Origin of the sequence: Neisseria sp. P0009.S008 (assembly GCF_051958615.1) — a bacterium.
Taxonomy (GTDB): Bacteria; Pseudomonadota; Gammaproteobacteria; order Burkholderiales; family Neisseriaceae; genus Neisseria; species Neisseria subflava.
The window spans coordinates 166,828-189,097 of the sequence record NZ_JBQCVG010000006.1 but is presented as its reverse complement, the minus strand read 5'-3'; the positions used below and the strand labels follow the sequence as shown (position 1 = coordinate 189,097).

19 protein-coding genes, 1 tRNA gene and 1 pseudogene are annotated in these 22,270 nt (G+C 53.0%); 17 read left to right on the top strand and 4 right to left on the bottom strand.

What is annotated here, in order from left to right:
- Positions 1-77: 77 nt before the first annotated feature.
- Both ppk1 and ACTHSQ_RS06880 read left to right on the top strand, forming a co-directional pair.
- Positions 78-2,135: a polyphosphate kinase 1 gene (gene ppk1 / locus ACTHSQ_RS06885; protein ID WP_440371072.1), complete on the top strand. Its 2,058-nt coding sequence runs from the start codon at positions 78-80 to the stop codon at positions 2,133-2,135.
- 102 nt (positions 2,136-2,237) lie between these two features.
- A complete protein-coding gene (locus ACTHSQ_RS06880; protein ID WP_440371073.1) occupies positions 2,238-4,253 on the top strand; it encodes a prolyl oligopeptidase family serine peptidase in 2,016 nt (671 codons plus the stop codon).
- A gap of 315 nt (positions 4,254-4,568) precedes the next feature.
- Here the strand turns inward: ACTHSQ_RS06880 and ACTHSQ_RS06875 are convergent.
- A pseudogene (locus ACTHSQ_RS06875) lies at positions 4,569-5,237 on the bottom strand (helix-turn-helix transcriptional regulator); the annotation flags it as partial.
- A gap of 236 nt (positions 5,238-5,473) precedes the next feature.
- Here ACTHSQ_RS06875 and ACTHSQ_RS06870 point away from each other — a divergent pair.
- The 9 genes from ACTHSQ_RS06870 to ACTHSQ_RS06830 all read left to right on the top strand — a co-directional run bounded on the left by ACTHSQ_RS06870 (position 5,474) and on the right by ACTHSQ_RS06830 (position 15,583).
- Positions 5,474-6,451 carry a siderophore ABC transporter substrate-binding protein gene (locus ACTHSQ_RS06870; protein WP_440371074.1) on the top strand — a complete coding sequence of 326 codons (978 nt, stop codon included), beginning with the start codon at positions 5,474-5,476 and terminating at the stop codon, positions 6,449-6,451.
- 299 nt (positions 6,452-6,750) lie between these two features.
- Positions 6,751-7,074 carry a cupin domain-containing protein gene (locus ACTHSQ_RS06865; protein ID WP_009425946.1) on the top strand — a complete coding sequence of 108 codons (324 nt, stop codon included), beginning with the start codon at positions 6,751-6,753 and terminating at the stop codon, positions 7,072-7,074.
- A gap of 74 nt (positions 7,075-7,148) precedes the next feature.
- A complete protein-coding gene (tdfF, locus tag ACTHSQ_RS06860; protein WP_440371075.1) occupies positions 7,149-9,329 on the top strand; it encodes a TonB-dependent iron piracy receptor TdfF in 2,181 nt (726 codons plus the stop codon).
- A 570-nt stretch (positions 9,330-9,899) separates the two neighbouring features.
- Complete coding sequence (locus ACTHSQ_RS06855) at positions 9,900-10,220, top strand: cupin domain-containing protein (protein ID WP_440371076.1); 321 nt, start codon at positions 9,900-9,902, stop codon at positions 10,218-10,220.
- 284 nt (positions 10,221-10,504) lie between these two features.
- Positions 10,505-10,741 carry an acyl carrier protein gene (acpP, locus tag ACTHSQ_RS06850; RefSeq protein WP_003679644.1) on the top strand — a complete coding sequence of 79 codons (237 nt, stop codon included), beginning with the start codon at positions 10,505-10,507 and terminating at the stop codon, positions 10,739-10,741.
- Between the two features lie 162 nt (positions 10,742-10,903).
- A complete protein-coding gene (fabF, locus tag ACTHSQ_RS06845) occupies positions 10,904-12,151 on the top strand; it encodes a beta-ketoacyl-ACP synthase II (RefSeq protein ID WP_250591587.1) in 1,248 nt (415 codons plus the stop codon).
- Positions 12,152-12,332: 181 nt separating this feature from the next.
- Positions 12,333-13,025 carry a hypothetical protein gene (locus tag ACTHSQ_RS06840; RefSeq protein ID WP_440371077.1) on the top strand — a complete coding sequence of 231 codons (693 nt, stop codon included), beginning with the start codon at positions 12,333-12,335 and terminating at the stop codon, positions 13,023-13,025.
- A 141-nt stretch (positions 13,026-13,166) separates the two neighbouring features.
- Positions 13,167-14,054 carry a homocysteine S-methyltransferase family protein gene (locus tag ACTHSQ_RS06835; protein WP_440371078.1) on the top strand — a complete coding sequence of 296 codons (888 nt, stop codon included), beginning with the start codon at positions 13,167-13,169 and terminating at the stop codon, positions 14,052-14,054.
- A 98-nt stretch (positions 14,055-14,152) separates the two neighbouring features.
- Positions 14,153-15,583 carry a basic amino acid/polyamine antiporter gene (locus tag ACTHSQ_RS06830; protein ID WP_440371079.1) on the top strand — a complete coding sequence of 477 codons (1,431 nt, stop codon included), beginning with the start codon at positions 14,153-14,155 and terminating at the stop codon, positions 15,581-15,583.
- A 66-nt stretch (positions 15,584-15,649) separates the two neighbouring features.
- On the opposite strand, the gene ACTHSQ_RS06825 is transcribed toward ACTHSQ_RS06830, so the two are convergent.
- Positions 15,650-15,979: a rhodanese-like domain-containing protein gene (locus tag ACTHSQ_RS06825; protein WP_003679997.1), complete on the bottom strand. Its 330-nt coding sequence runs from the start codon at positions 15,977-15,979 to the stop codon at positions 15,650-15,652.
- A gap of 52 nt (positions 15,980-16,031) precedes the next feature.
- Positions 16,032-16,688, bottom strand: coding sequence for a protein-L-isoaspartate O-methyltransferase family protein (locus ACTHSQ_RS06820; RefSeq protein ID WP_440371080.1), 657 nt, complete (start codon positions 16,686-16,688; stop codon positions 16,032-16,034).
- 182 nt (positions 16,689-16,870) lie between these two features.
- Between ACTHSQ_RS06820 and tpiA the strand changes: the two genes are divergently transcribed.
- From tpiA to ACTHSQ_RS06795, 5 genes are all read left to right on the top strand, one after another.
- On the top strand, positions 16,871-17,644 hold the full coding sequence (tpiA, locus tag ACTHSQ_RS06815; protein WP_004519014.1) for a triose-phosphate isomerase: 774 nt from the start codon (positions 16,871-16,873) through the stop codon (positions 17,642-17,644).
- 7 nt (positions 17,645-17,651) lie between these two features.
- Positions 17,652-18,011 (top strand): preprotein translocase subunit SecG, encoded by a 360-nt coding sequence (gene secG / locus ACTHSQ_RS06810; RefSeq protein ID WP_003683944.1) that lies wholly within the window; start codon positions 17,652-17,654, stop codon positions 18,009-18,011.
- A gap of 15 nt (positions 18,012-18,026) precedes the next feature.
- Positions 18,027-18,112 (top strand) — tRNA-Leu (locus tag ACTHSQ_RS06805).
- 90 nt (positions 18,113-18,202) lie between these two features.
- Entirely contained in the window at positions 18,203-18,760 is a 558-nt protein-coding gene (locus ACTHSQ_RS06800; RefSeq protein ID WP_440371081.1) for a UbiX family flavin prenyltransferase, read from the top strand.
- A 51-nt stretch (positions 18,761-18,811) separates the two neighbouring features.
- Entirely contained in the window at positions 18,812-19,246 is a 435-nt protein-coding gene (locus ACTHSQ_RS06795; protein WP_440371082.1) for a hypothetical protein, read from the top strand.
- 52 nt (positions 19,247-19,298) lie between these two features.
- Here the strand turns inward: ACTHSQ_RS06795 and ppk2 are convergent, their stop codons facing one another.
- Positions 19,299-20,228, bottom strand: coding sequence for a polyphosphate kinase 2 (gene ppk2, locus ACTHSQ_RS06790; RefSeq protein WP_070583865.1), 930 nt, complete (start codon positions 20,226-20,228; stop codon positions 19,299-19,301).
- A 167-nt stretch (positions 20,229-20,395) separates the two neighbouring features.
- Between ppk2 and ACTHSQ_RS06785 the strand changes: the two genes are divergently transcribed.
- On the top strand, positions 20,396-22,180 hold the full coding sequence (locus tag ACTHSQ_RS06785) for a chorismate-binding protein (RefSeq protein WP_440371083.1): 1,785 nt from the start codon (positions 20,396-20,398) through the stop codon (positions 22,178-22,180).
- Positions 22,181-22,270: the final 90 nt, after the last annotated feature.

The following is a 22,270-nucleotide window of genomic DNA, read 5'->3' as shown; positions in this document are numbered from 1 at the left end:
GCCGTCTGAAACCTGACGGAACGGCGGCAAAACGTTATACTTGATGGTGTTAGTGACTGATGTTTCAGGAGTAAACCATGCCCGAGCAAAACCGCATTCTCTGCCGAGAACTCAGCCTGTTGGCGTTCAACCGCCGTGTACTGGCTCAGGCGCAGGATACGAAAGTTCCTTTGTTGGAGCGTTTGCGTTTTTTGTGCATTGTGTCTTCCAATTTGGACGAATTTTTTGAAGTCCGCATGGCGTGGTTGAAACGCGAAAACAAATTGCGCCCGCATCAGCTGCTCGACAACGGCAAAACCGCGGCCGAAACTATTGAAGCGGTGGCGAAAGAGGCGCAGGCCTTGATTCGCGAGCAGTACGATCTGTTTAACAAAGTATTGCAGCCTGCACTCGGCCGCGCCGGCATTCATTTCTATCGCCGCCACAAATGGACGGCTGCGCAGAAAAAATGGATCGAAAACTATTTCGACAACGAGCTTTTGCCCATTCTCACCCCCATCGGCCTTGATCCGTCACACCCATTCCCGCGCCCGTTAAACAAATCGCTCAACTTTGCCGTTGAACTAGAAGGCACGGATGCGTTCGGCCGTCCGTCCGGGATGGCGATTGTGCAGGCTCCGCGCATTTTGCCGCGCGTCGTCCCCATGCCGTCTGAAATTTGCGGCGGCAATGCAGGCTTTGTGTTCTTGTCTTCGATTTTGCACGCCCATGTCGGTAAACTCTTTCCCGGCATGAAGGTTAAAGACTGCCATCAGTTCCGCCTCACGCGCGACAGCGATTTGACGGTTGATGAAGAAGATTTGAAAAACCTGCGTGCCGCGATTCAAAACGAGTTGCACGACCGCGAATACGGCGACGGCGTGCGCTTGGAAGTGGCGGATACTTGTCCGGCGCATATTCACGACTTCCTGCTTGCCCAGTTCAAGCTGACTTCTGCCGAGCTGTATCAGGTCAAAGGGCCGGTCAATTTGGTGCGCCTCAATGCCGTTCCCGATTTGGTGGATAGGCCGGATTTGAAGTTCCCACCGCGCAATGCAGGCCGTCTGAAAGCCTTGCGCAAAAACGGCTCAGTGTTCAAACTGGTCAAACAGTCGCCGATTTTGCTGCACCACCCGTATCAGTCTTTCGATCCGGTTGTCCAAATGATACGCGAAGCCGCGGCCGATCCGGATGTATTGGCTGTCAAAATGACCATCTACCGCACCGGCAGCAATTCCGAGCTTGTGCGCGCATTGATGAAGGCCGCGCTGGCGGGCAAACAGGTTACCGTCGTTGTCGAACTGATGGCGCGTTTTGACGAAGCCAACAACGTCAATTGGGCGAAACAGCTGGAAGAGGCGGGCGCACACGTCGTGTATGGCGTATTCGGCTACAAAGTCCACGCCAAAATGGCTTTGGTTATCCGTCGCGAAGACGGTGTGCTTAAGCGTTATGCCCACCTCGGTACCGGCAACTACCACCAAGGCACATCGCGTATCTACACCGACTTCGGCATTATCACCGCCGACGAACAAATCACTGCCGATGTGAACACTTTGTTTATGGAAATCACAGGTTTGGGCAAGCCTGGCCGTCTGAACAAGCTCTATCAAAGCCCGTTTACCCTGCACAAAATGGTCATCGACCGCATCAAGCAGGAAACCGAACACGCCAAAGCAGGCAAACCGGCGCGGATTACCGCCAAGATGAATTCCCTCATCGAGCCGAGCGTGATTGATGCGTTGTATCAAGCCAGCGCGGCAGGTGTGCAAATCGACCTGATTGTGCGCGGTATGTGTACTTTGCGCCCGGGTGTAAAAGGCTTGTCCGAAAACATCCGCGTCCGTTCCATCATCGGCCGCCAACTCGAACACTCGCGCGTGTATTGCTTCCATAACAACGGCGCAGACGATACCTTTATCTCCAGCGCCGACTGGATGGGTCGCAACTTCTTCCGCCGCATTGAAGTCGCCACACCGATTACCACACCCGAACTCAAAGAACGCGTGATCCGTGAAGGTTTGGAAATGGCCTTGGAAGACAATACCCAAGCTTGGCTGATGCAGCCTGACGGCAGCTATGTCCGCACCCAGCCGCAAGACGGCGAGCCTGCATTTGGTTTGCAGGAAGGTTTGTGGAAAATATACGGACGTTAAGTTAAATAATGTCTCAGGCCGTCTGAAACGCAGGTTTCAGACGGCCTTTTTTGATTTTGCCGTTATAATTCCGTTTCCCAATCTTTCAGACGGCCTTTTCCTATGAAATCTTACCCCGATTCCTATCTCCATTTTGAAAACCTCGAATCTTCCGAAACGCAAGAGTTTGCCGCTGCGGCGCATGCCGAAACGCGCGCCCGTTTTTTAGAAAATGACAAGGCGCGCGCATTGTCTGACGGCATTTTGGCGCAGCTACAGGATACGCGGCAGATTCCGTTTTGTCAGGAACACCGCGCGCGGATGTACCATTTCCATCAGGACGCGGAATATCCGAAGGGTGTATACCGCGTGTGTACCGCGGCGACGTATCGTTCCGGCTATCCCGAGTGGAAAATCCTGTTTTCAGTGGCGGACTTCGACGAATTGCTCGGCGACGATGTGTATTTGGGCGGCGTGTCGCACTTGGTGGAAAAGCCCAACCGCGCGTTGTTAACACTGAGCAAATCGGGCGGCGATACGGCGTACACGCTGGAAGTGGATTTGGAAGCAGGGGAGTTGGTAGAAGGCGGTTTTCACTTTCCGGCAGGCAAAAACCATGTGTCGTGGCGCGATGAAAACAGCGTGTGGGTGTGTCCGGCTTGGGACGAGCGGCAGTTGACCGAATCGGGCTATCCGCGCGAGGTGTGGCTGGTGGAGCGCGGCAAGAGTTTCGAGGAAAGCCTGCCGGTGTACCAAATCGGCGAAGACGGGATGATGGTGAACGCGTGGCGTTACCTCGATCCGCAGGGTTCGCCGATTGATTTGATTGAAGCGTCTGACGGTTTTTACACCAAAACCTATTTGCAGGTGTCGGCCGAAGGCGAGGCGAAACCGTTGAACCTGCCTAACGATTGCGACGTAGTCGGCTATCTGGCCGGACATCTTTTGCTGACGCTGCGTAAAGACTGGAACCGCGCGAACCAAAGCTATCCGAGCGGCGCGCTGGTAGCGGTGAAACTGAATCGGGGCGAACTCGGGGCGGCGCAGCTTTTGTTTGCGCCCGATGAAACGCAGGCATTGGAAAGCGTGGAAACGACCAAGCGTTTTGTCGTGGCGAACTTGCTGGAAAACGTACAAGGCCGTCTGAAAGCATGGCGCTTTACCGACGGCAAATGGCAGGAAGTCGAACTGCCGCGCCTGCCTTCGGGTGTGTTGGAAATGACCGACCAACCGTGGGGCGGAGACGTGGTTTACCTTGCCGCCAGCGATTTCACCACGCCGCTGACGCTATTTGCGCTGGATTTGAACGTGATGGAACTGACCGTCATGCGCCGTCAGCCGCAGCAGTTTGATTCAGACGGCATCAACGTGCAGCAGTTTTGGACGACGTCGGCCGACGGCGAGCGCATTCCTTATTTCCACGTCGGCAAAAACGCGACGACCGACACGCCGACTTTGGTCTATGCATACGGCGGTTTCGGCATTCCCGAATTGCCGCATTATCTGGGCAGCATTGGCAAATATTGGCTGGAAGAGGGCAATGCCTTTGTATTGGCGAACATCCGCGGCGGCGGCGAATTCGGCCCGCGTTGGCATCAGGCGGCGCAGGGAATCAGCAAACATAAAAGCGTTGATGATTTATTGGCAGTCGTGCGCGATTTGTCCGAACGCGGCATGAGTTCGCCCAAACACATCGGTTTGCAGGGTGGTAGCAACGGCGGCCTGATTACCGCCGCCGCCTTCGTGCGCGAGCCACAAAGTATCGGCACACTGGTGTGCGAAGTGCCGTTGACCGACATGATCCGCTATCCGCTGCTCTCCGCCGGCGCAAGCTGGACGGACGAATACGGCAACCCGCAAAAATACGAAGTCTGCAAACGCTGGCTGGGCGAATTGTCGCCGTATCACAATCTTTCAGACGACGTGCCATACCCGCCCGCACTCATCACCACCAGCCTGTCCGACGACCGCGTCCATCCCGCCCACGCGCTCAAGTTCTACGCCAAACTGCGCGAAACCTCCGCGCAATCGTGGCTCTACGCTCCCGACGGCGGCGGCCATACCGGCAACGGCACGCAACGCGAATCCGCCGACGAACTCGCCTGCGTGTTGCTGTTTTTGAAAGAGTTTTTAGGGTAAGGGCAGGGAGCGACACTGCCGCCGCGAATGAAAAAAGGTCGTCTGAAACTACTTTTTCAGACGACCTTTTTTAATGGTTGTTTCAAATCAAAATATAGTGGATTAACAAAAATCAGGACAAGGCGACGAAGCCGCAGACAGTACAGATAGTACGGAACCGATTCACTTGGTGCTTCAGCACCTTAGAGAATCGTTCTCTTTGAGCTAAGGCGAGGCAACGCTGTACTGGTTTAAAGTTAATCCACTATATCTATGCCGCCGGCCCCATCAGCACTTCTTCACATCCGAAGGCAAAAATCCGTAATGCCGTCTGAATGCTTCGTCTATGCGCCGGCGGCGGTAGCCGTTGTCATGGCGGCGGAAGGTGAAGCGCAATAATCGGGCGGCGAGTTCCAGCGCGGTGGCTTCGTCGGCGAGTAGGCCGAAGCCGTCCGATTCGAACGGGCGTTGCAGCAGTGGGCAGGCCGCCGCCGTCAGTGCCGCCGCGTTTTGCACCAGCCGTTGCAGGGCAAATCGGCCTATCGTTTGCGGCGAAAACAGGCGTTCGTCCAGCAAGCCTTCGTCGTGCCTGCGGCGCAGTTTTTCCAGCGAAAAATCCAAATGCAGCGCGCACATGCCGCCGCTGTCGGGCAGCAGGGTTTCGGATACGTCCGCCAACTCGCCGCGCACCAGCCAGATTTCGCCGGCAGACGGGCGGTATTCCCTGCCGCCCATCTGCAACCGGTTCTGCCCCGACACCATGACGAACAAGGCGCAGTTGTGGCTGAAATTGTGGATTTCGGTGGGAAACGCACCCGTTCCGCCGCCGCGCATCCGCGACAGGGTGATGCCCGAGTCGAAGCGGTTGATGCACATTTCCAGATGCAAACCGGGCTGTTTTGCCTGCGCCATGAGCGCGCTGTCTGAACAGCCGTCCAACGCCCAGCCGGATTTATCGGAGCGGACATAGGTTTGGTACTGGCGGTAGATGGCGGCGGTGTTCATGCTTGGATGGGAACGGGTTGTCTGATAAGTGGATTAAATAGGAATTATTGCCAATAATCAAGCGCGGGGATTGGTTGAAACGGGAAAGGTCGTCTGAAAGGGTGTTTTAGACGACCTTTCCCGTTTCGGGAATTTGTTTTGCCGTATCGGGAATTTTGCGTTTTGCAGCATGGTTTCTGCGGGTTAGTTATTTAATAATAAATATTCTTATTTGTACAACAAAGGAACCGCACACCGTGAAGCCACGTTTTTATTGGGCAGCCTGCGCCGTCCTGCTGGCCGCCTGTTCGCCCGAACCTGCCGCCGAAAAAACTGTATCCGCCGCACCCCAAGCCGCATCCGCATCTGCCGCCACGCTGACCGTGCCGACCGCGCGGGGCGATGCCGTTGTGCCGAAGAATCCCGAACGCGTTGCCGTGTACGACTGGGCGGCGTTGGATACGCTGACCGAATTGGGCGTGAACGTGGGCGTAACCACCGCGCCGGTGCGCGTGGATTATTTGCAGCCTGCATTTGACAAGGCGGCAACGGTGGGGACGCTGTTCGAGCCCGATTACGAAGCCCTACACCGCTACAATCCGCAGCTTGTCATTACCGGCGGGCCGGGCGCGGAAGCGTATGAACAGTTGGCGAAAAACGCGACCACCATAGACCTGACGGTGGACAACGGCAATATCCGCACCAGCGGCGAAAAGCGGATGGAAACCCTGGCGCGGATTTTCGGCAAGGAAGCGCGCGCGGCGGAATTGAAGGCGCAGATTGACGCGCTGTTCGCCCAAACGCGCGAAGCCGCCAAAGGCAAAGGGCGCGGGCTGGTGCTGTCGGTTACGGGCAACAAGGTGTCCGCCTTCGGCACGCAGTCGCGGTTGGCAAGTTGGATACACGGCGACATCGGCCTGCCGCCCGTGGACGAATCTTTACGCAACGAGGGGCACGGGCAGTCTGTTTCCTTCGAATACATCAAAGAGAAAAACCCCGACTGGATTTTCATCATCGACCGTACCGCCGCCATCGGACAGGAAGGGCCGGCGGCTGTCGAAGTGTTGGATAACGCGCTGGTACGCGGCACGAACGCTTGGAAGCGCAAGCAAATCATCGTCATGCCTGCCGCGAACTACATTGTCGCGGGCGGCGCGCGGCAGTTGATACAGGCGGCGGAGCAGTTGAAGACGGCGTTTGAAAAGGCCGAACCCGTTGCGGCGGGGAAAGAATAGGGGTCGTCTGAAAACGGAGCTTCCGAAGGAAGCGGGGGTTTCTGCGAAGCTAAAACCTAAGCTGCAAAAGAAGTGAAAAGCAGCCTGCACGTTGAAAATACCGCCAAAGCAAACCTTTGGTTTGCCGCCCTCTCCCTAGCCCTCTCCCTGTGGGAGAGGGTTAGGGAGAGGGCAGTAAGCCGCAGGCTTGCATCAAAGTCGACAACACTTCCGTTACAACTCCGCCCACTGAAAGCAGCCTGCAACGAAGCCAAAACGACAAACCGCATTGTAAACCACCCAACCCATAGGAGAACCCCATGCAAAACGAAACCATCAACCTGAAACAGCACCTTGCCGCCATCAAAGAATACTGGCAGCCCGAAATCATCAACCGCCACGGGTTCCAATTCCGCCTGGTCAAACTTTTGGGCGATTACGGCTGGCACACGCACGGATACAGCGACAAAGTGCTGTTTGCCGTGGAGGGCGACATGGCGGTGGACTTCGCCGACGGCGGCAGCATGACGATACGCGAAGGCGAGATGGCGGTCGTGCCGAAGTCGGTGTCGCACCGCCCGCGTTCGGAAAACGGCTGCTCGGTGGTGCTGATTGAGCTGCCCGACCCGTCCGAGGCCGTCTGAAAAAGCAGCCTGCACCTTCAATCAATATGCCGAAAATACAACCCCACCGCACACCAACACACAAAGGAAACCCCATGACACGCTTCAAATATTCCCTGATGTTTGCCGCCCTGCTGCCCGTGTACGCGCAGGCCGATGTTTCTGTTTCAGACGACCCCAAACCGCAGGAAAGCACCGAATTGCCGACCATCACCGTTACCGCCGACCGCACCGCGAGTTCCAACGACGGCTACACCGTTTCCGGTACGCACACCCCGCTCGGGCTGCCCATGACCCTGCGCGAAATCCCGCAGAGCGTCAGCGTCATCACATCGCAACAAATGCGCGACCAAAACATCAAAACGCTCGACCGTGCCCTGTTGCAGGCGACCGGCACCAGCCGCCAGATTTACGGCTCCGACCGCGCGGGCTACAACTACCTGTTCGCGCGCGGCAGCCGCATCGCCAACTACCAAATCAACGGCATCCCCGTTGCCGACGCGCTGGCCGATACGGGCAATGCCAACACCGCCGCCTATGAGCGCGTGGAAGTCGTGCGCGGCGTGGCAGGGCTGCTGGACGGCACGGGCGAGCCTTCTGCCACCGTCAATCTGGTGCGCAAACGCCCGACCCGCAAGCCATTGTTTGAAGTCCGCGCCGAAGCGGGCAACCGCAAACATTTCGGGTTGGGCGCGGACGTATCGGGCAGCCTGAACACCGAAGGCACGCTGCGCGGCCGCCTGGTTTCCACCTTCGAACGCGGCGACTCGTGGCGGCAGCGCGAACGCAGCCACGATGCCGAACTCTACGGCATTTTGGAATACGACATCGCACCGCAAACCCGCGTCCACGTAGGTATGGACTACCAGCAGGCGAAAGAAACCGCCGACGCGCCGCTCAGCTACGCCGTGTACGACAGCCAAGGTTATGCCACCGCCTTCGGCCCGAAAGACAACCCCGCCACAAATTGGTCGAACAGCCGCCACCGTGCGCTCAACCTGTTCGCCAGCATCGAACACCGCTTCAACCAAGACTGGAAACTCAAAGCCGAATACGACTACACCCGCAGCCGCTTCCGCCAGCCCTACGGCGTGGCAGGCGTGCTTTCCATCGACCATAGTACTGCCGCCACCGACCTAATTCCCGGTTATTGGCACGCCGACCCGCGCACCCACAGCGCCAGCGTGTCATTGACCGGCAAATACCGCCTGTTCGGCCGCGAACACGATTTAATCGCGGGTATCAACGGTTACAAATACGCCAGCAACAAATACGGCGAACGCAGCATCATCCCCAACGCCATCCCCAACGCCTACGAATTTTCCCGCACGGGTGCTTACCCGCAGCCATCATCGTTTGCCCAAACCATCCCGCAATACGGCACCAGGCGGCAAATCGGCGGCTATCTCGCCACCCGCTTCCGCGCCGCCGACAAGCTTTCGCTGATTTTGGGCGGACGATACACCCGTTACCGCACCGGTGGCAGCTACGACAGCCACACCGGCGGCACGCCTACCATCCGCGCCAACCGTTTCACCCCCTACACAGGCATCGTGTTCGACCTGACCGACAACCTGTCGCTTTACGGCTCGTGCAGCAGCCTGTTCGTCCCACAATCGCAAAAAGACGAACACGGCAGCTACCTGAAACCCGTAACCGGCAACAATCTGGAAGCCGGCATCAAAGGCGAATGGCTTGAAGGCCGTCTGAACGCATCCGCCGCCGTGTCCCGCGCCCGTAAAAACAACCTTGCCACCGCAGCAGGACGCGACCCGAGCGGAAACACCTACTACCGCGCCGCCAACCAAGCCAAAACCCACGGCTGGGAAATCGAAATCGGCGGCCGCATCACGCCCGAATGGCAGATACAGGCAGGCTACAGCCAAAGCAAAACCCGCGACCAAGACGGCAGCCGCCTGAACCCCGACAGCGTGCCCGAACGCAGCTTCAAACTCTTCACCGCCTACCACTTCGCCCCCGAAGCCCCCAGCGGCTGGACCATCGGTGCGGGTGTGCGCTGGCAGAGCGAAACCCACACCGACCCTGCCACGCTCCGCATCCCCAATCCCGCCGCCAAAGCCCGCGCCGCCGCCAACAGCCGCCAGAAAGCCTACGCCGTCGCCGACATCATGGCGCGTTACCGCTTCAATCCGCATGCCGAACTGTCACTGAACGTGGACAACCTGTTCAACAAACACTACCGCACCCAGCCCGACCGCCACAGTTACGGCGCACTGCGGACAGTGAACGCGGCGTTTACCTATCGCTTTAAATAAGGTCGTCTGAAACGGAGTTTCCGAAGGAAGCTGAGTTTCTGCGAAGCTAAAGCGCAGTATCAACGAAGTTAAAAGCAGCCTGCACATTGGGAATGCCGCCAAAGCAACCTCGCGGTTTGCCGCCCTCTCCCCAGCCCTCTCTCGGAAAGAAGGAACGGATGACCGGAACTCCTGAAACACCCATGTTTCACCAGTTTCAATTCCCTATTATTTTGAAGAGAACGGACAAACTGGCGGAAAGTCCGAAACGGCTGGATTTCAGCAACCCTAATTCCCTCTCCCCGTGGGAGAGGGTTAGGGAGAGGGCAGTAAGCCGCAGGCTTACATTCGGAACGAAACGAAAACCGCCGCACGAAGTCTAATCAAAACGGTTAGGAAAACAAATAACGCGGCCATATTCCGCTTTCAGACGACCCAAGCCGCCCGAAAAATATAGTAGATTAAAATAAAAATGAGACAAGACGGCAACGCCCGCTGTGTACAACCAGAGTACGTAAGGGCGTTGGCAATGCCGTATCATTGCGATTTTAGTCCGCGATAAATTTTGTCTGCAATCAAAGGAAAACCATCATGAAAAACATCAAAACCCAACTTTTCGCCGCTCTTATCGGCCTCTTCGCCGCAGCCGCGCCTGCCGCTGAAACCGCCCAAGGCACGGGCAAAGTTTTTGAAGGTGAAAACTACACTGTCATCCACGAAACCCTGCCCAAGGGCAAGGAAATCTCCCGCCACAACCATCCCGGCCACACCCTGCTGGTTACCCAAACCAAAGGCAGCTCGGTATTTTTGTTTGACGGCGGGAAAAGGCAGGAATTGCGGCCGGGCAGCATCCTGAAGGTGGACGGCAGCGAATACGTCGCCATCAAAATAACTGACGACAGTGAATTTTAGTGATTGTACTGGTGAAGGACACAGAGAACGGTCGGAACGGAAAATGACATTCGTACAAGCCGGGGTGGGTTGCAGAAAAATACTAACTGTCTGACGACAAACAAAAACAAATTCCTGCTTGTAGGTTAAAATCAGCCTATGCTAATATGCGCAACAACAGGTTTTTCCAGAATAATCTGTGCTAAAATGTAGGATTAGATGGAAAACTCTATCCGAATTCGGTACAATACCGACGAATTATTTCTCTTAAACAACCTGCCGCAAGGCGAAAAGGAACGACTGATATGTCAAACATCGAACAACAAGTTAAGAAAATTGTTGCTGAACAACTGGGCGTAAACGAAGCCGAAGTGAAAAACGAATCTTCTTTCCAAGACGATTTGGGTGCTGACTCTCTGGACACCGTAGAACTGGTGATGGCTTTGGAAGAAGCTTTCGGCTGCGAAATCCCTGACGAAGACGCTGAAAAAATCACTACCGTACAATTGGCTATCGACTACATCAACGCCCACCAAGGCTAATCGGTCGCACCAAACATCCAGCCTCTGCTGCGCCATCGCAATAGAGGCTTTTACCTTATTATTAAACCCCTGAAATTTCAGACGGCATGAGTTTTGCCCGTTTTCACAAAGAAAATGAGCAAGGCTGCCGCGAAAATCCCGACAACCAACAGCGAGATTATCATGAGTCAGAGAAGAGTAGTCATCACAGGTCTTGGCCAAGTATCACCGGTCGGCAACGACGTCGCCACCGCATGGAGCAATTTGCTCGCAGGCAAAAGCGGCATCGGACGGATTACCCGCTTTGACGCATCCGACATCAACAGCCAAATCGCCGGCGAAGTACGCGATTTCGACATCGGCCAATACATCAGCGCGAAAGAAGCGCGCCGTATGGACGTGTTCATCCACTACGGTATTGCCGCAGCCCTGCAGGCGATTAATGATTCAGGCTTGGACGATTTGGAAACCCTCGACAAAGACCGCGTCGGTGTCAACATCGGCTCCGGTATCGGCGGCCTGCCCAGCATCGAAGCGACCGGCAAAGCCGTTATCGAAGGCGGCGCGCGCAAAATCAATCCTTTCTTTATCCCAGGCTCGCTGATTAACCTGATTTCCGGCCATGTGACCATCCTCAAAGGCTACCGTGGCCCGAGCTACGGCATGGTTTCTGCCTGTACGACCGGCGCACACTCCATCGGCGACTCTGCGCGACTGATTAAGTACGGCGACGCAGACGTGATGATTGCCGGCGGTGCGGAAGGCGCGATCAGCACTTTGGGCGTTGGCGGTTTTGCTGCTATGAAGGCACTTTCCACCCGCAACGACGACCCGGCTACCGCTTCCCGTCCGTGGGACAAAGGCCGCGACGGCTTCGTTATCGGCGAAGGCGCGGGCGTGCTGGTGTTGGAAGAATTGGAACACGCCAAAAAACGCGGCGCGAAAATCTACGCCGAAATCGTCGGCTTCGGCATGAGCTCCGATGCCTACCACATTACCGCGCCTAACGAAGAAGGCCCTGCATTGGCCGTTACCCGCGCCCTGAAAGATGCCGGCCTGAATCCTGAAGACGTTGATTACGTCAACGCACACGGTACATCGACTCCTTTGGGCGATGCCAACGAAACCAAAGCCCTCAAACTTGCGTTGGGCGACCATGCCCGCAAAGTCATCGTCAATTCCACCAAATCCATGACTGGCCATTTGCTCGGCGCGGCAGGCGGTGTGGAAGCGTTGTACAGTGTATTGGCAGTACACGAGCAAAAATCTCCACCAACCATCAACATCTTTGAACAAGACGTTGAAGCCGGTTGCGATCTGGACTACTGTGCCAACGAAGCGCGTGACGCGAAAATTGACGTTGCCATCTCCAATTCCTTCGGCTTTGGCGGTACCAACGGCACATTGGTATTCAAACGCTTCAAAGACTGATAGAAGGTTTTAAGCCAAATTGAAAAGGCCGTCTGAAACTGGTTTTCAGACGGCCTTTTTATTTTAAAAGCCAAATACTCTTGATAATCTGTATCATTTGTATAAAAATACCGATTCCTATCAATATCGCCCGGATTTTATCGGGTAATCAACCCAATTACATTTTTATCAGGAGTCTGCAATGAAAACTATCCGTATTCTGGCATTGGCCGCCGCACTGGCCGCCGTGCCTGTATTTGCGTCTGATTTCGGCCATGAACAGGCATTGACCATAGACGGCAAGCCCGCCCATCTGGCAGAAACTTCAGCCCGTATTTTGGCAAACGAAACCTTGACTGCGCCGCAACTGGTCGAAGACATTACCGATGGGTTGGGTTCGAAAAAAATTCCGGGCTATAAATTGATGATTATGGGCCGCACTTATTCGGTGGCAGCAGAAACCAAACCGCCGAAAGAGGGCCAAACTCAGTGGCGGGACAATACGTTCATTCATCGCGGCGTAAAACTGTTTGTCGGTATTCCGGTTAAAAACGGCAAGATGGATTTGGCGTCTGCACGATTGATTAATATCGGCGTGGTTGACGACAATGGTGGTGCTGCGCCTCATGATGAGGGTGAAAAAATCCGTCCGGTCGGCAAGCAGCTGATGTCTCCCGATACCAAAGTGGAAAATGCGAAACTCAATATTGCCAAACTGACGTTGCCAAATATGAAATTAGGCGAAACCAGTGGCGGTGGTGTGAAATTGGAAGCATCGGCAACATTGGACGGTAAGCCGATACAGACTAAAATCGACAGCACGTTCTCCCGCTTCTATTCCGCTAAACCGGCGGCTACACGGCCGTTTATAGCAGATGCACGGTTTGTGAAATAATCGCAAAGGCCGTCTGAAACCCAGTTTCAGACGGCCTTTTATATGCCAAAACTGCATAAGTTTAGTTCTTTATAGATTAAAGGTAAGGAGTTAAAAAAGCGTAGAATGGCGATTTTAAAAATTCATCATTGGAGGTCGATCATGACGGTAACGATTTTAGACGGCGGAATGGGGCGTGAATTGCATCGGCGCGGCGCACCGTTTCGTCAGCCGGAATGGTCTGCTTTGGCTTTGATGGAAGCGCCGGATATTGTGCGTGAAACGCATTTGGATTTTCTTCGAGCAGGCGCACAAGTAGTTACGACCAACAGCTATGCGCTTGTTCCGTTTCATATCGGGCAGGAGCGCTTTGATGCTCAAGCTGCCGAATGGGCAAGGCAGGCCGGCCGTTTGGCGCGTGAAGCGGTGGAACAAAGCGGGACTACTGCAAAAGTGGCCGCAAGCCTGCCGCCGTTGTTCGGTTCTTACCGCCCTGACTTGTTTGACAAACAAGTCGCACCTGATTTGGCTCGCCCTTTAATATCGGGTTTGATGCCGTTTGCTGATATTTGGTTGGCAGAAACCGTATCCAGCTTGGAAGAAGCGCGTTTCTGGCGCAGCAGTCTGCCTGATGACGGTAAGCCGTTTTGGGTGTCGTTTACTTTGGAAGATACGATACCGCATGATGTACCGGTGTTGCGTTCGGGAGAAAACGTGCACGAGGCGGCGGATTTCGCGGTAGAGATAGGTGCGGCGGCAATGTTGTTCAATTGCAGTCAGCCTGAAGTGATGGCGGAAGCTTTGAAAGTGGCACATGAAGCCCAAGGCCGTCTGAAACTGGGTGTTTACGCCAATGCATTTGAGCCGGTACAAGGACAGATGAACGAGGCCAACGATGGTTTGGATCCGATTCGTGCCGATGCTACGCCGGAAAATTATTTGGCGTGGGTGAGACAATGGGCGGATTTGGGTGCAGAAATCATCGGCGGGTGCTGCGGTATCGCACCTGAACATATCCGTGCGTTGGCGCAAGGATTTAAGGCCGTCTGAAAGTGGTCGCATAATATTTTGATACGGTTAGAACAGGCTAAAAAAGCCGGTAATGCCGTTGCTTCACAAACACATAATTATAAAAATCAGGAATAAACATGTCGCAAAAATCTCAAATCGGCTTGGCCGCGCTGACGGCCTTGGTTATCAGTTCCATGATTGGTTCGGGTATTTTCAGCCTGCCGCAGAATATGGCTGCCGTTGCAGGTTCGCAGGCTTTGCTGCTGGGTTGGCTGATTACCGGTGTGGGCATTATCTTTCTCGGCCTGTCATTTTCGGCCTTGTCCAAATTTAAGCCCGAATTGGATGGCGGTATTTATACGTACGCCCGCGACGGCTTCGGCGATTTGATGGGTTTTTTCTCGGCGTGGGGCTATTGGCTTTGCACCACGGTTGGTATTGTCGGCTATTTGGTGGTTGCGTTTGAAGCAGTAGGCGGATTTGTCGATACGCCGGACAGCGTGATTTTCGGTAAAGGCAACACATTTGCTGCTTTTGTCGGTGAATCGGTAATTGTATGGCTGATTTACTGGTTGGTAGTGCGCGGTATTAAAGAAGCGGCAGGAGTGAACCTGATTGCGACAGTAGTCAAAGTATTTCCGCTGATTTTATTTATCGGTATGGCAGCCTATTTCTTTCAAACCGAAGTGTTTATGTCCGATTGGACAGGGGCGAGCCTTGCTACGCCTGAAAATCCTGATGTCAGCCTGATGACGCAGGTGAAAAACACAATGCTGATTACGCTGTGGGTGTTTACCGGTATTGAGGGTGCGGCGGTTTTGTCCAAGCATGCGCGAAGTCGTGCTGATGTCGGTCGAGCAACCATTATCGGAGTCAGCTTGACGCTGGCAATGTATGTGGCAATTACCGTCTTGGCTCAAGGCATTTTGCCTCGTGTGGATATTGCAGCAATGGCTAATCCGTCTATGGCGGGCGTGTTGGCGCACATGGTCGGCCCTTGGGGTAAGGTGCTGATTTCTTCCTGCCTGATTGTGTCTGTGCTGTCGTCTTATTTAAGCTGGACGCTGTATGCGACCGAGATTCCGCACATGGGTGCGAGAAACGGCGCATTTCCAAAATCGTTTATCCCGTTGAATAAAAACGAAGTGCCGCAGGGTTCGTTGATGTTTACCACCTTGACCGTGCAGGTTTGCCTATTGCTGGTGTGGTTAAAAGGCGAGGATTATTCTGCCTTGCTGATGGTATCGACTTCCATGATTTTGATACCGTATCTGTTAATTGGTGCATATCTGCTCAAATTATCGCTGACACAAAAGGCTGCGGCAAAATACCGTCTTATCGGCGCGGCAGCAACGCTTTATGCGGCTTGGATTGTCTATGCGGCAGGCACGGAATATTTGCTGCTTTCAGTCTTGCTCTATTTGCCCGGCGTATTGCTGTTTCTCTATTCGCAAAAGAAACACTACGGAAGTTGTCAGTTCAACCGTATGGAAAAAGCCGTATTGGTATTACTGTTGATTTTGGCTGTGCCGGCCGTACAGCAGTTTGTCGCTAGCTTGCAAGCGTAAGCAGAAAGGTTTGAAAAAGGCCGTCTGAAATCCAGTTTCAGACGGCCTTTTATTGATAAAACCGATTCAATACCGCATCATTTTGCTGTCCACCTGCATTGCCCAAGCATCGATACCGCCTTGCAGGTTGTAGAGGTTTTCAAATCCTGCATCTTCTAAATACATTGCCGTGTGCAGGCTGCGGATGCCGTGGTGGCAGTAAACGACGATGGGTAAATCGTCGTCGGGCAGCTCGTTTTGGCGCAGGGGAATGAGGTTCATCGGGATATGAATGGCAGCGGGCAGGGTGCAGATGGCGCGTTCTTCATCGGTGCGGACGTCGAGCAGATGAAATGCGCGACCTTCGTCCTGCCATTGTTTCAATTCGGTGGGCGAGAGTTGGATGATGTCGGTCATAGGGTCGGGTATAAAAGTATGAGGCCGTCTGAACTTTCAGACGGCCTGTTGTTTAAAAATCGAAATCGCCGAACGGATTGGCCGATTTGTCTTCCAAGTGTGCTACGACGGTGTCGAACAATACTTTTTCGGAAAACTCATTGCCGTTGCGCGTCAGCAAAAGCGCACGTTGTACTGGTTTGCGGCCGACGATGATCACCATACGGCCGCCGTCTTTCAGTTGCTCTTTCAGAATTTCAGGTACGCTGTCTACTGCGCCACCCACATAAATCGCATCAAAAGGAGCGCCTTGCGATGCTTCGGTCAGGCCGTTGTTTTGCACATAATCGATGTTGGTAAAGCCCAATTCGTCCAAAACTTTTTTGGCGCGTTGCTGCTGCTCGGCATCGATGTCGTCAGTGACGACTTTGCCGGCCAGTTTGGACAGCAGGGCGGTTGCATAGCCTGAACCTGTACCGATTTCTAAGACGGTTTCGTCTTTTTTCAGTTTCAAACCTTGAGCCAGGCGGGCAACGACTTTGGGTTCCAACATCTTATGGCCGTTGGTCAGCGGCAGCTCCATATCCGCATAGGCCAAACCTTGAAAAGCCTCGCCGACAAAATGTTCGCGCTCGATCTCCTCCAAAGCATCCAAAATGTCGAAGTCCAAGACATCCCACGGACGAATCTGCTGTTCAACCATATTGAAACGCGCTTTTTCAAAGTCCATATTTGTGCTCCGTTCAATTCTTAATTTTATCGAAGCATACATTATAAATCCTTGTCGGAGAGTGTGCCATCTTTCAGACGGCCCAGAGGCTCGTTAATAATTGCCAAGCGCACATATATCCACTAAACTTTCACATTACACGACGCTACAGCAAGCAACAACCAACACACGGAGCAATAAAGATGTATCACCAAATCGGAATGTGGGATCAAAAATGGGTTATCGGCAACTGGAAAATGAACGGCCGACTCCAAAACAACAATGCGCTTATGCACCGCTTCCGTGTCATGCCAACCGCAGAACGCGTGTTAATCGGTCTGGCTGCTCCGACCGTTTACCTGTTGCAACTGCACAACGCCATGCAGATTGTTTTGAACAACCGCATCTTGACCTGTGCGCAAGACGTGAGCCGTTTCCCGAATAACGGCGCATACACCGGCGAAGTGTCCGCCGAAATGCTTGCCGACATCGGTACAGATATCGTCCTCATCGGCCACTCCGAGCGCAGCCTTTATTTCGGCGAGAAAAACGAAATCCAACGCCGCAAAATGGAAAACGTCCTCAACGTCGGCCTGATTCCATTGTTGTGCGTCGGCGAAAGCCTGGAAGAACGCGAAGCCGGTAAAGAGCATGAAGTCATTGCCCACCAGCTTTCCATCCTGCAAGGTTTGAACACCAAAAACATCGCTGTTGCCTACGAGCCGGTTTGGGCAATCGGTACAGGCAAAGTCGCCACCGTCGAACAAATCGCCGATATGCACGCATTTATCTACAAAGAAATCTTGTCTTTGTGCGGAAGCGATGTTAAAATCCGCGTTCTTTACGGCGGAAGTGTGAAAGCGGATAACGCGGCCGACATCTTCGCAGTACCTCATGTAGACGGCGCATTGGTTGGTGGCGCGTCATTATCATATGACTCCTTTACCGCCATCATCAACGCAGCACAAGCCTCGTAGAAAACATATGGAAGCCTTTAAAACCCTTATCTGGATCATTAATATTATTTCCGCTTTAGCCGTAATCGTGTTAGTATTGTTGCAACACGGTAAAGGCGCGGATGCCGGCGCAACGTTCGGTTCCGGCAGCGGTAGCGCGCAAGGCGTATTCGGTTCTGCCGGTAACGCCAACTTTTTGAGCCGCTCGACTGCCATTGCCGCAACATTTTTCTTTGCGACCTGCATGGCGATGGTGTATATTCACACCCACTCCAGTAAGCACGGTTTAGACTTCAGCGATGTGAAGCAGACCCAACAGGCTCCTAAGCCTGCAACGCCTGCACAAAACAATACAACTCCTGTTGCTCCGAATCCTCAGCAGCAGTAAGACAATTTGATTTATGCCGACATGGTGGAATTGGTAGACACGCTATCTTGAGGGGGTAGTGGCCGTAGGCTGTGCGAGTTCAAATCTCGCTGTCGGCACCACATTAGAAAATCTAACCGCTTTTTAGCGGTTATTTTTTCGTCTTGAGAATCTGCCTTTCATTTATCTTTAGGCCGAGACAGGGAAATACAATGAAGCGTTTGGTTGTCGGCATCAGCGGTGCCAGCGGTTTTCAGTATGGCGTGAAAGCTTTGCAGCTTTTGCGTGAGCATCAGGTAGAAACGCATTTGGTGGTTTCGCAAGGGGCGGAGATGACCCGCGCTTTGGAAACGGATTACACCAAAGAAGACGTTTATGCTTTGGCGGATGTCGTGCATTCTATCCGTAATGTCGGGGCAAGTATTGCCAGCGGATCGTTTTTGACAGATGGAATGTTGATTGCGCCGTGTTCAATGAAAACCTTGGCTTCGGTTGCTCATGGATTCGCCGATAATTTGCTCAGCCGTGCGGCGGATGTAACGTTGAAAGAGCGGCGCAAGCTGGTGTTGATGGTGCGTGAAGCGCCGTTAAACTTAGCGCACATTGAAAACATGCGCCGCGTGACAGAGATGGGCGGCATTGTGTTTCCTCCCGTTCCGGCTTTATATCAGAAGCCTGAATCCATCGAAGATATGATTACACACAGTGTCTCTCATGCTTTGGACTTGTTCGGTATCATTCAAAACAATGTGCCGCGCTGGCAGGGCTGATGTTTCAGACGGCCTGAGTATAAGTTACGACTGAGAATGAAGATAAAAACCATGCAAACGATTCCTGCCAATATAGTGAAGTTTTTGAGTAGTCACCATGTCGTCAGTATTGCTGCTGCGGAAGAGGGCGAAGTTTGGGCCGCTTGCTGTTTTTATGTATTTGATGAGGCAAATGCCCGATTAATTGTGCTGACATCTTTGAAAACGAAACATGGCGGAATGATGAGCCGGTCAGCCAAAGTAGCCGGTACCATTGCCGGACAGCCTGACAGCATCACGAAAATCAGCGGCATTCAGTTTGCGGCGACTGCCGCTTTGATTGAGGATGAAGCGGATTTGAAAGCGGCGCAGTCTTTGTATTACAAAGCGCATCCTGCTGCCAGAGTAATGAAAAGCGATGTTTGGGCATTGAATTTGGACAGTGTGAAATTCACTGACAATAAATTGGTATTCGCACAAAAAACGTACTGGAATCGCGAGGATTAAGAAAGGCTGTCTGAAAGATGAAATTTCAGACGGCCTTTGGTAATGTTACAAATTAATCGTGTCCGAGATCGACAGTTTTGTCTTTGTAACGTGTATCGGGAACCAAAACGATTTTCTCGTCCACTTTGCCGATGGCTTTCACGTCTTTGCCCGGATAGTCCAGCTGATGCAGGAAGTAGCGGATACAGTTCAAACGTGCACGTTTTTTGTCGTCGGAACGGATGATGACCCAAGGCGCGTCGCCGGTGTGGGTGTGGAAGAACATGGCGTTTTTGGCTTCGGTGTAGTCGTCCCAGCGGTCGAGCGACTGGATATCCACAGGAGACAGTTTCCAGTGTTTCAGCGGGTCGTCACGACGTGAGATGAAGCGACGGAGTTGTTCTTCACGGGATACGGAGAACCAGAATTTGAACAGATGGATGCCGCTGGCAACAAGCATACGTTCCAATTCAGGGGTTTGACGCATGAAGAGCAGGTATTCGTTAGGTTCGCAGAAGCCCATTACGCGTTCTACGCCGGCACGGTTGTACCATGAGCGGTCGAAGAATACCATTTCGCCTGCGGTCGGCAGGTTTTGGATGTAGCGTTGGAAATACCATTGGCCGCGTTCGGTAGTGGTCGGTTTCTCCAAAGCAACCACGCGCGCGCCACGCGGATTCAGGTGTTCCATAAAGCGTTTGATGGTACCGCCTTTACCGGCTGCATCGCGGCCTTCAAACAGGCTGACGATACGCTGACCGGAATCTTTAACCCAGCTTTGTACTTTCAACAATTCGATTTGCAGCTTCTGTTTTTCTTTTTCGTAAACAGAGCGGCGCATACGTTGTTTGTACGGGTAGTTGGCAGGAAGCGGTGCACTGCTGGAATCTTCGTCAGTGCCGCGTCCTTCGTGTTCCAAAACAGCCTTTTCGAATACTTGCAGCTGGTCTTGTTTCTCGCCCAGTTCAACATTCTCGAACGGTTCTAATTGGTGGTCTGCCATAAAGTCTCCTTATCGATTAAGTTTTAAATGATATGGTGTGGTATGACTTGATTTTACCTCTTTATGCTGTGTTAGCCTACATAAAATTACACATAAGCGATTTTTTCCGGCTTGTTTGATAATTTTTGTAAAAACAGCGTATAATCAGCCTATTTGTATAATACATCATGCCTTATTTCGCCCTGTTCGACGATGCGTTAAGCGGTCGTGCAAAACTCTATCAAAATCATGTGGAAAGCTGCCTTTTTCATCATAACGAACTGGCGTCGTTGGATGATGTTTTGCAGGCAGGTTGGAAAAAAGGCCTGTATGCAGTGTTGTTTGCAGACTACGAATTCGGATTGCCACTGATGGATATTTCATCCGCGCGCAGTGGCAATTTGCGTTTGCACTGGTTTGCCGATTATTCTGAAATCGATGCCGAAAGCTGGCTAGACAATCATTCAGACGGCCTTGAGGCAGGCATCTCCACTCCCCGATTCTCCGTATCTGAAGCCGATTATCTCGAGCATATCAACCAAATCCACGAAGCCATCCGCCGCGGCGATACCTATCAAATCAATTACACCGCACGCCTGCACCTGCAAACTTACGGTAATCCGATTCAACTTTACCGCCGTTTGCGCCAGCCTGTGCCGTATGCCGTTTTGTCTTGTCTGCCCGACAGGGCAGGGCAGAGCGCGTGGACTTTGTGTTTTTCTCCCGAACTTTTCCTCAAAATCGATTCAGACGGCCTGATCACAACCGAGCCGATGAAAGGCACTGCGCCGATTCTTCATGACGGACAAGATGAGCGCCGCGCCGTTGAATTGCGAAACGACCCGAAAAATCGCGCCGAAAATGTGATGATTGTCGATTTGTTGCGCAACGACCTCGGCAAAATCGCGCAAACGGGCAAAGTACGCGTGCCTGAACCGTTTAAAGTTTCCCGTTTCGGCAGCGTTTGGCAGATGACCAGTGCCATCGAGGCGCAGGCGCTGCCTGATGTTTCGGTTGCTGATATTCTCCGTGCAGCCTTCCCGTGCGGCAGTATTACCGGTGCGCCTAAACGAATGAGTATGCAGATTATTGAGTCCCTTGAATCCGAACCGCGCGGTTTGTACACAGGCAGCATCGGCTTTTTGCATCCGTGCGATACGGGTTTGGGATTTGAAGGCGTATTTAATGTTGTGATTCGTACCTTATCCCTGAAACCGGTTTCAGACGGCCTTTATCAAGGCGTTTATGGCGTGGGTTCGGGGATTGTGATTGATAGCGATCCTGAAGCCGAATATCGCGAGTGCGGTTGGAAAGCGCGTTTTCTGAATGAATTGCGGCCTGATTTCGGTATTTTTGAAACCATGCGTGTGGAAGATAGACAATGCCGTTTGCTTGATTTGCATTTAGGCCGTCTGAACAGCTCGGCGCAAGCGCTCAACCTGACTTGGCCTGAAAATACAATAGAGAAAATCCAACACTATATAGATGCGTTGCCAAGTGGGTTATTTAGAGTCAAAGCCGCTTTGTTTTCAGACGGTCTTGTATTGAGTCATGCGGCTGTTTCCGAATTGGATGGGCAGCAATACGTTATCTTGAGTGAACACACATTAAGCCAACGCGATTATCTACGCCGCTTCAAAACCACGCGCCGTGAAATTTTTGACCAAGCGTGGAAAACGGCAGAAGAGCAGGGCGCATTTGACGGTCTGTTTTTCAATTCAGACGGCCTTTTGTTAGAGGGTGGAAGAAGCAATGTGTTCGTCAAATATCAAGGACAATGGCTCACGCCGTCTTTGGATTTGGACATTTTGGACGGGGTGATGCGCCAAGCGGTATTGAGGCAACTGCAGCTATATTTAGGTGCGGATACGATAAGGGAAACACACATCACGCGTACCATGTTGGAAAACGCGGAAGAAATCCGCTTAAGCAACGCTTTAAGGGGCGTGTTTGCGGTTTCGCTCCGTAAATAAATGGCAATAGTCAAATCATCGTGATTCAAATTGTCGTAAAGCGGCAATATCCGATAGAATACGTCATTTCAACAATGAGGCCGTCTGAAA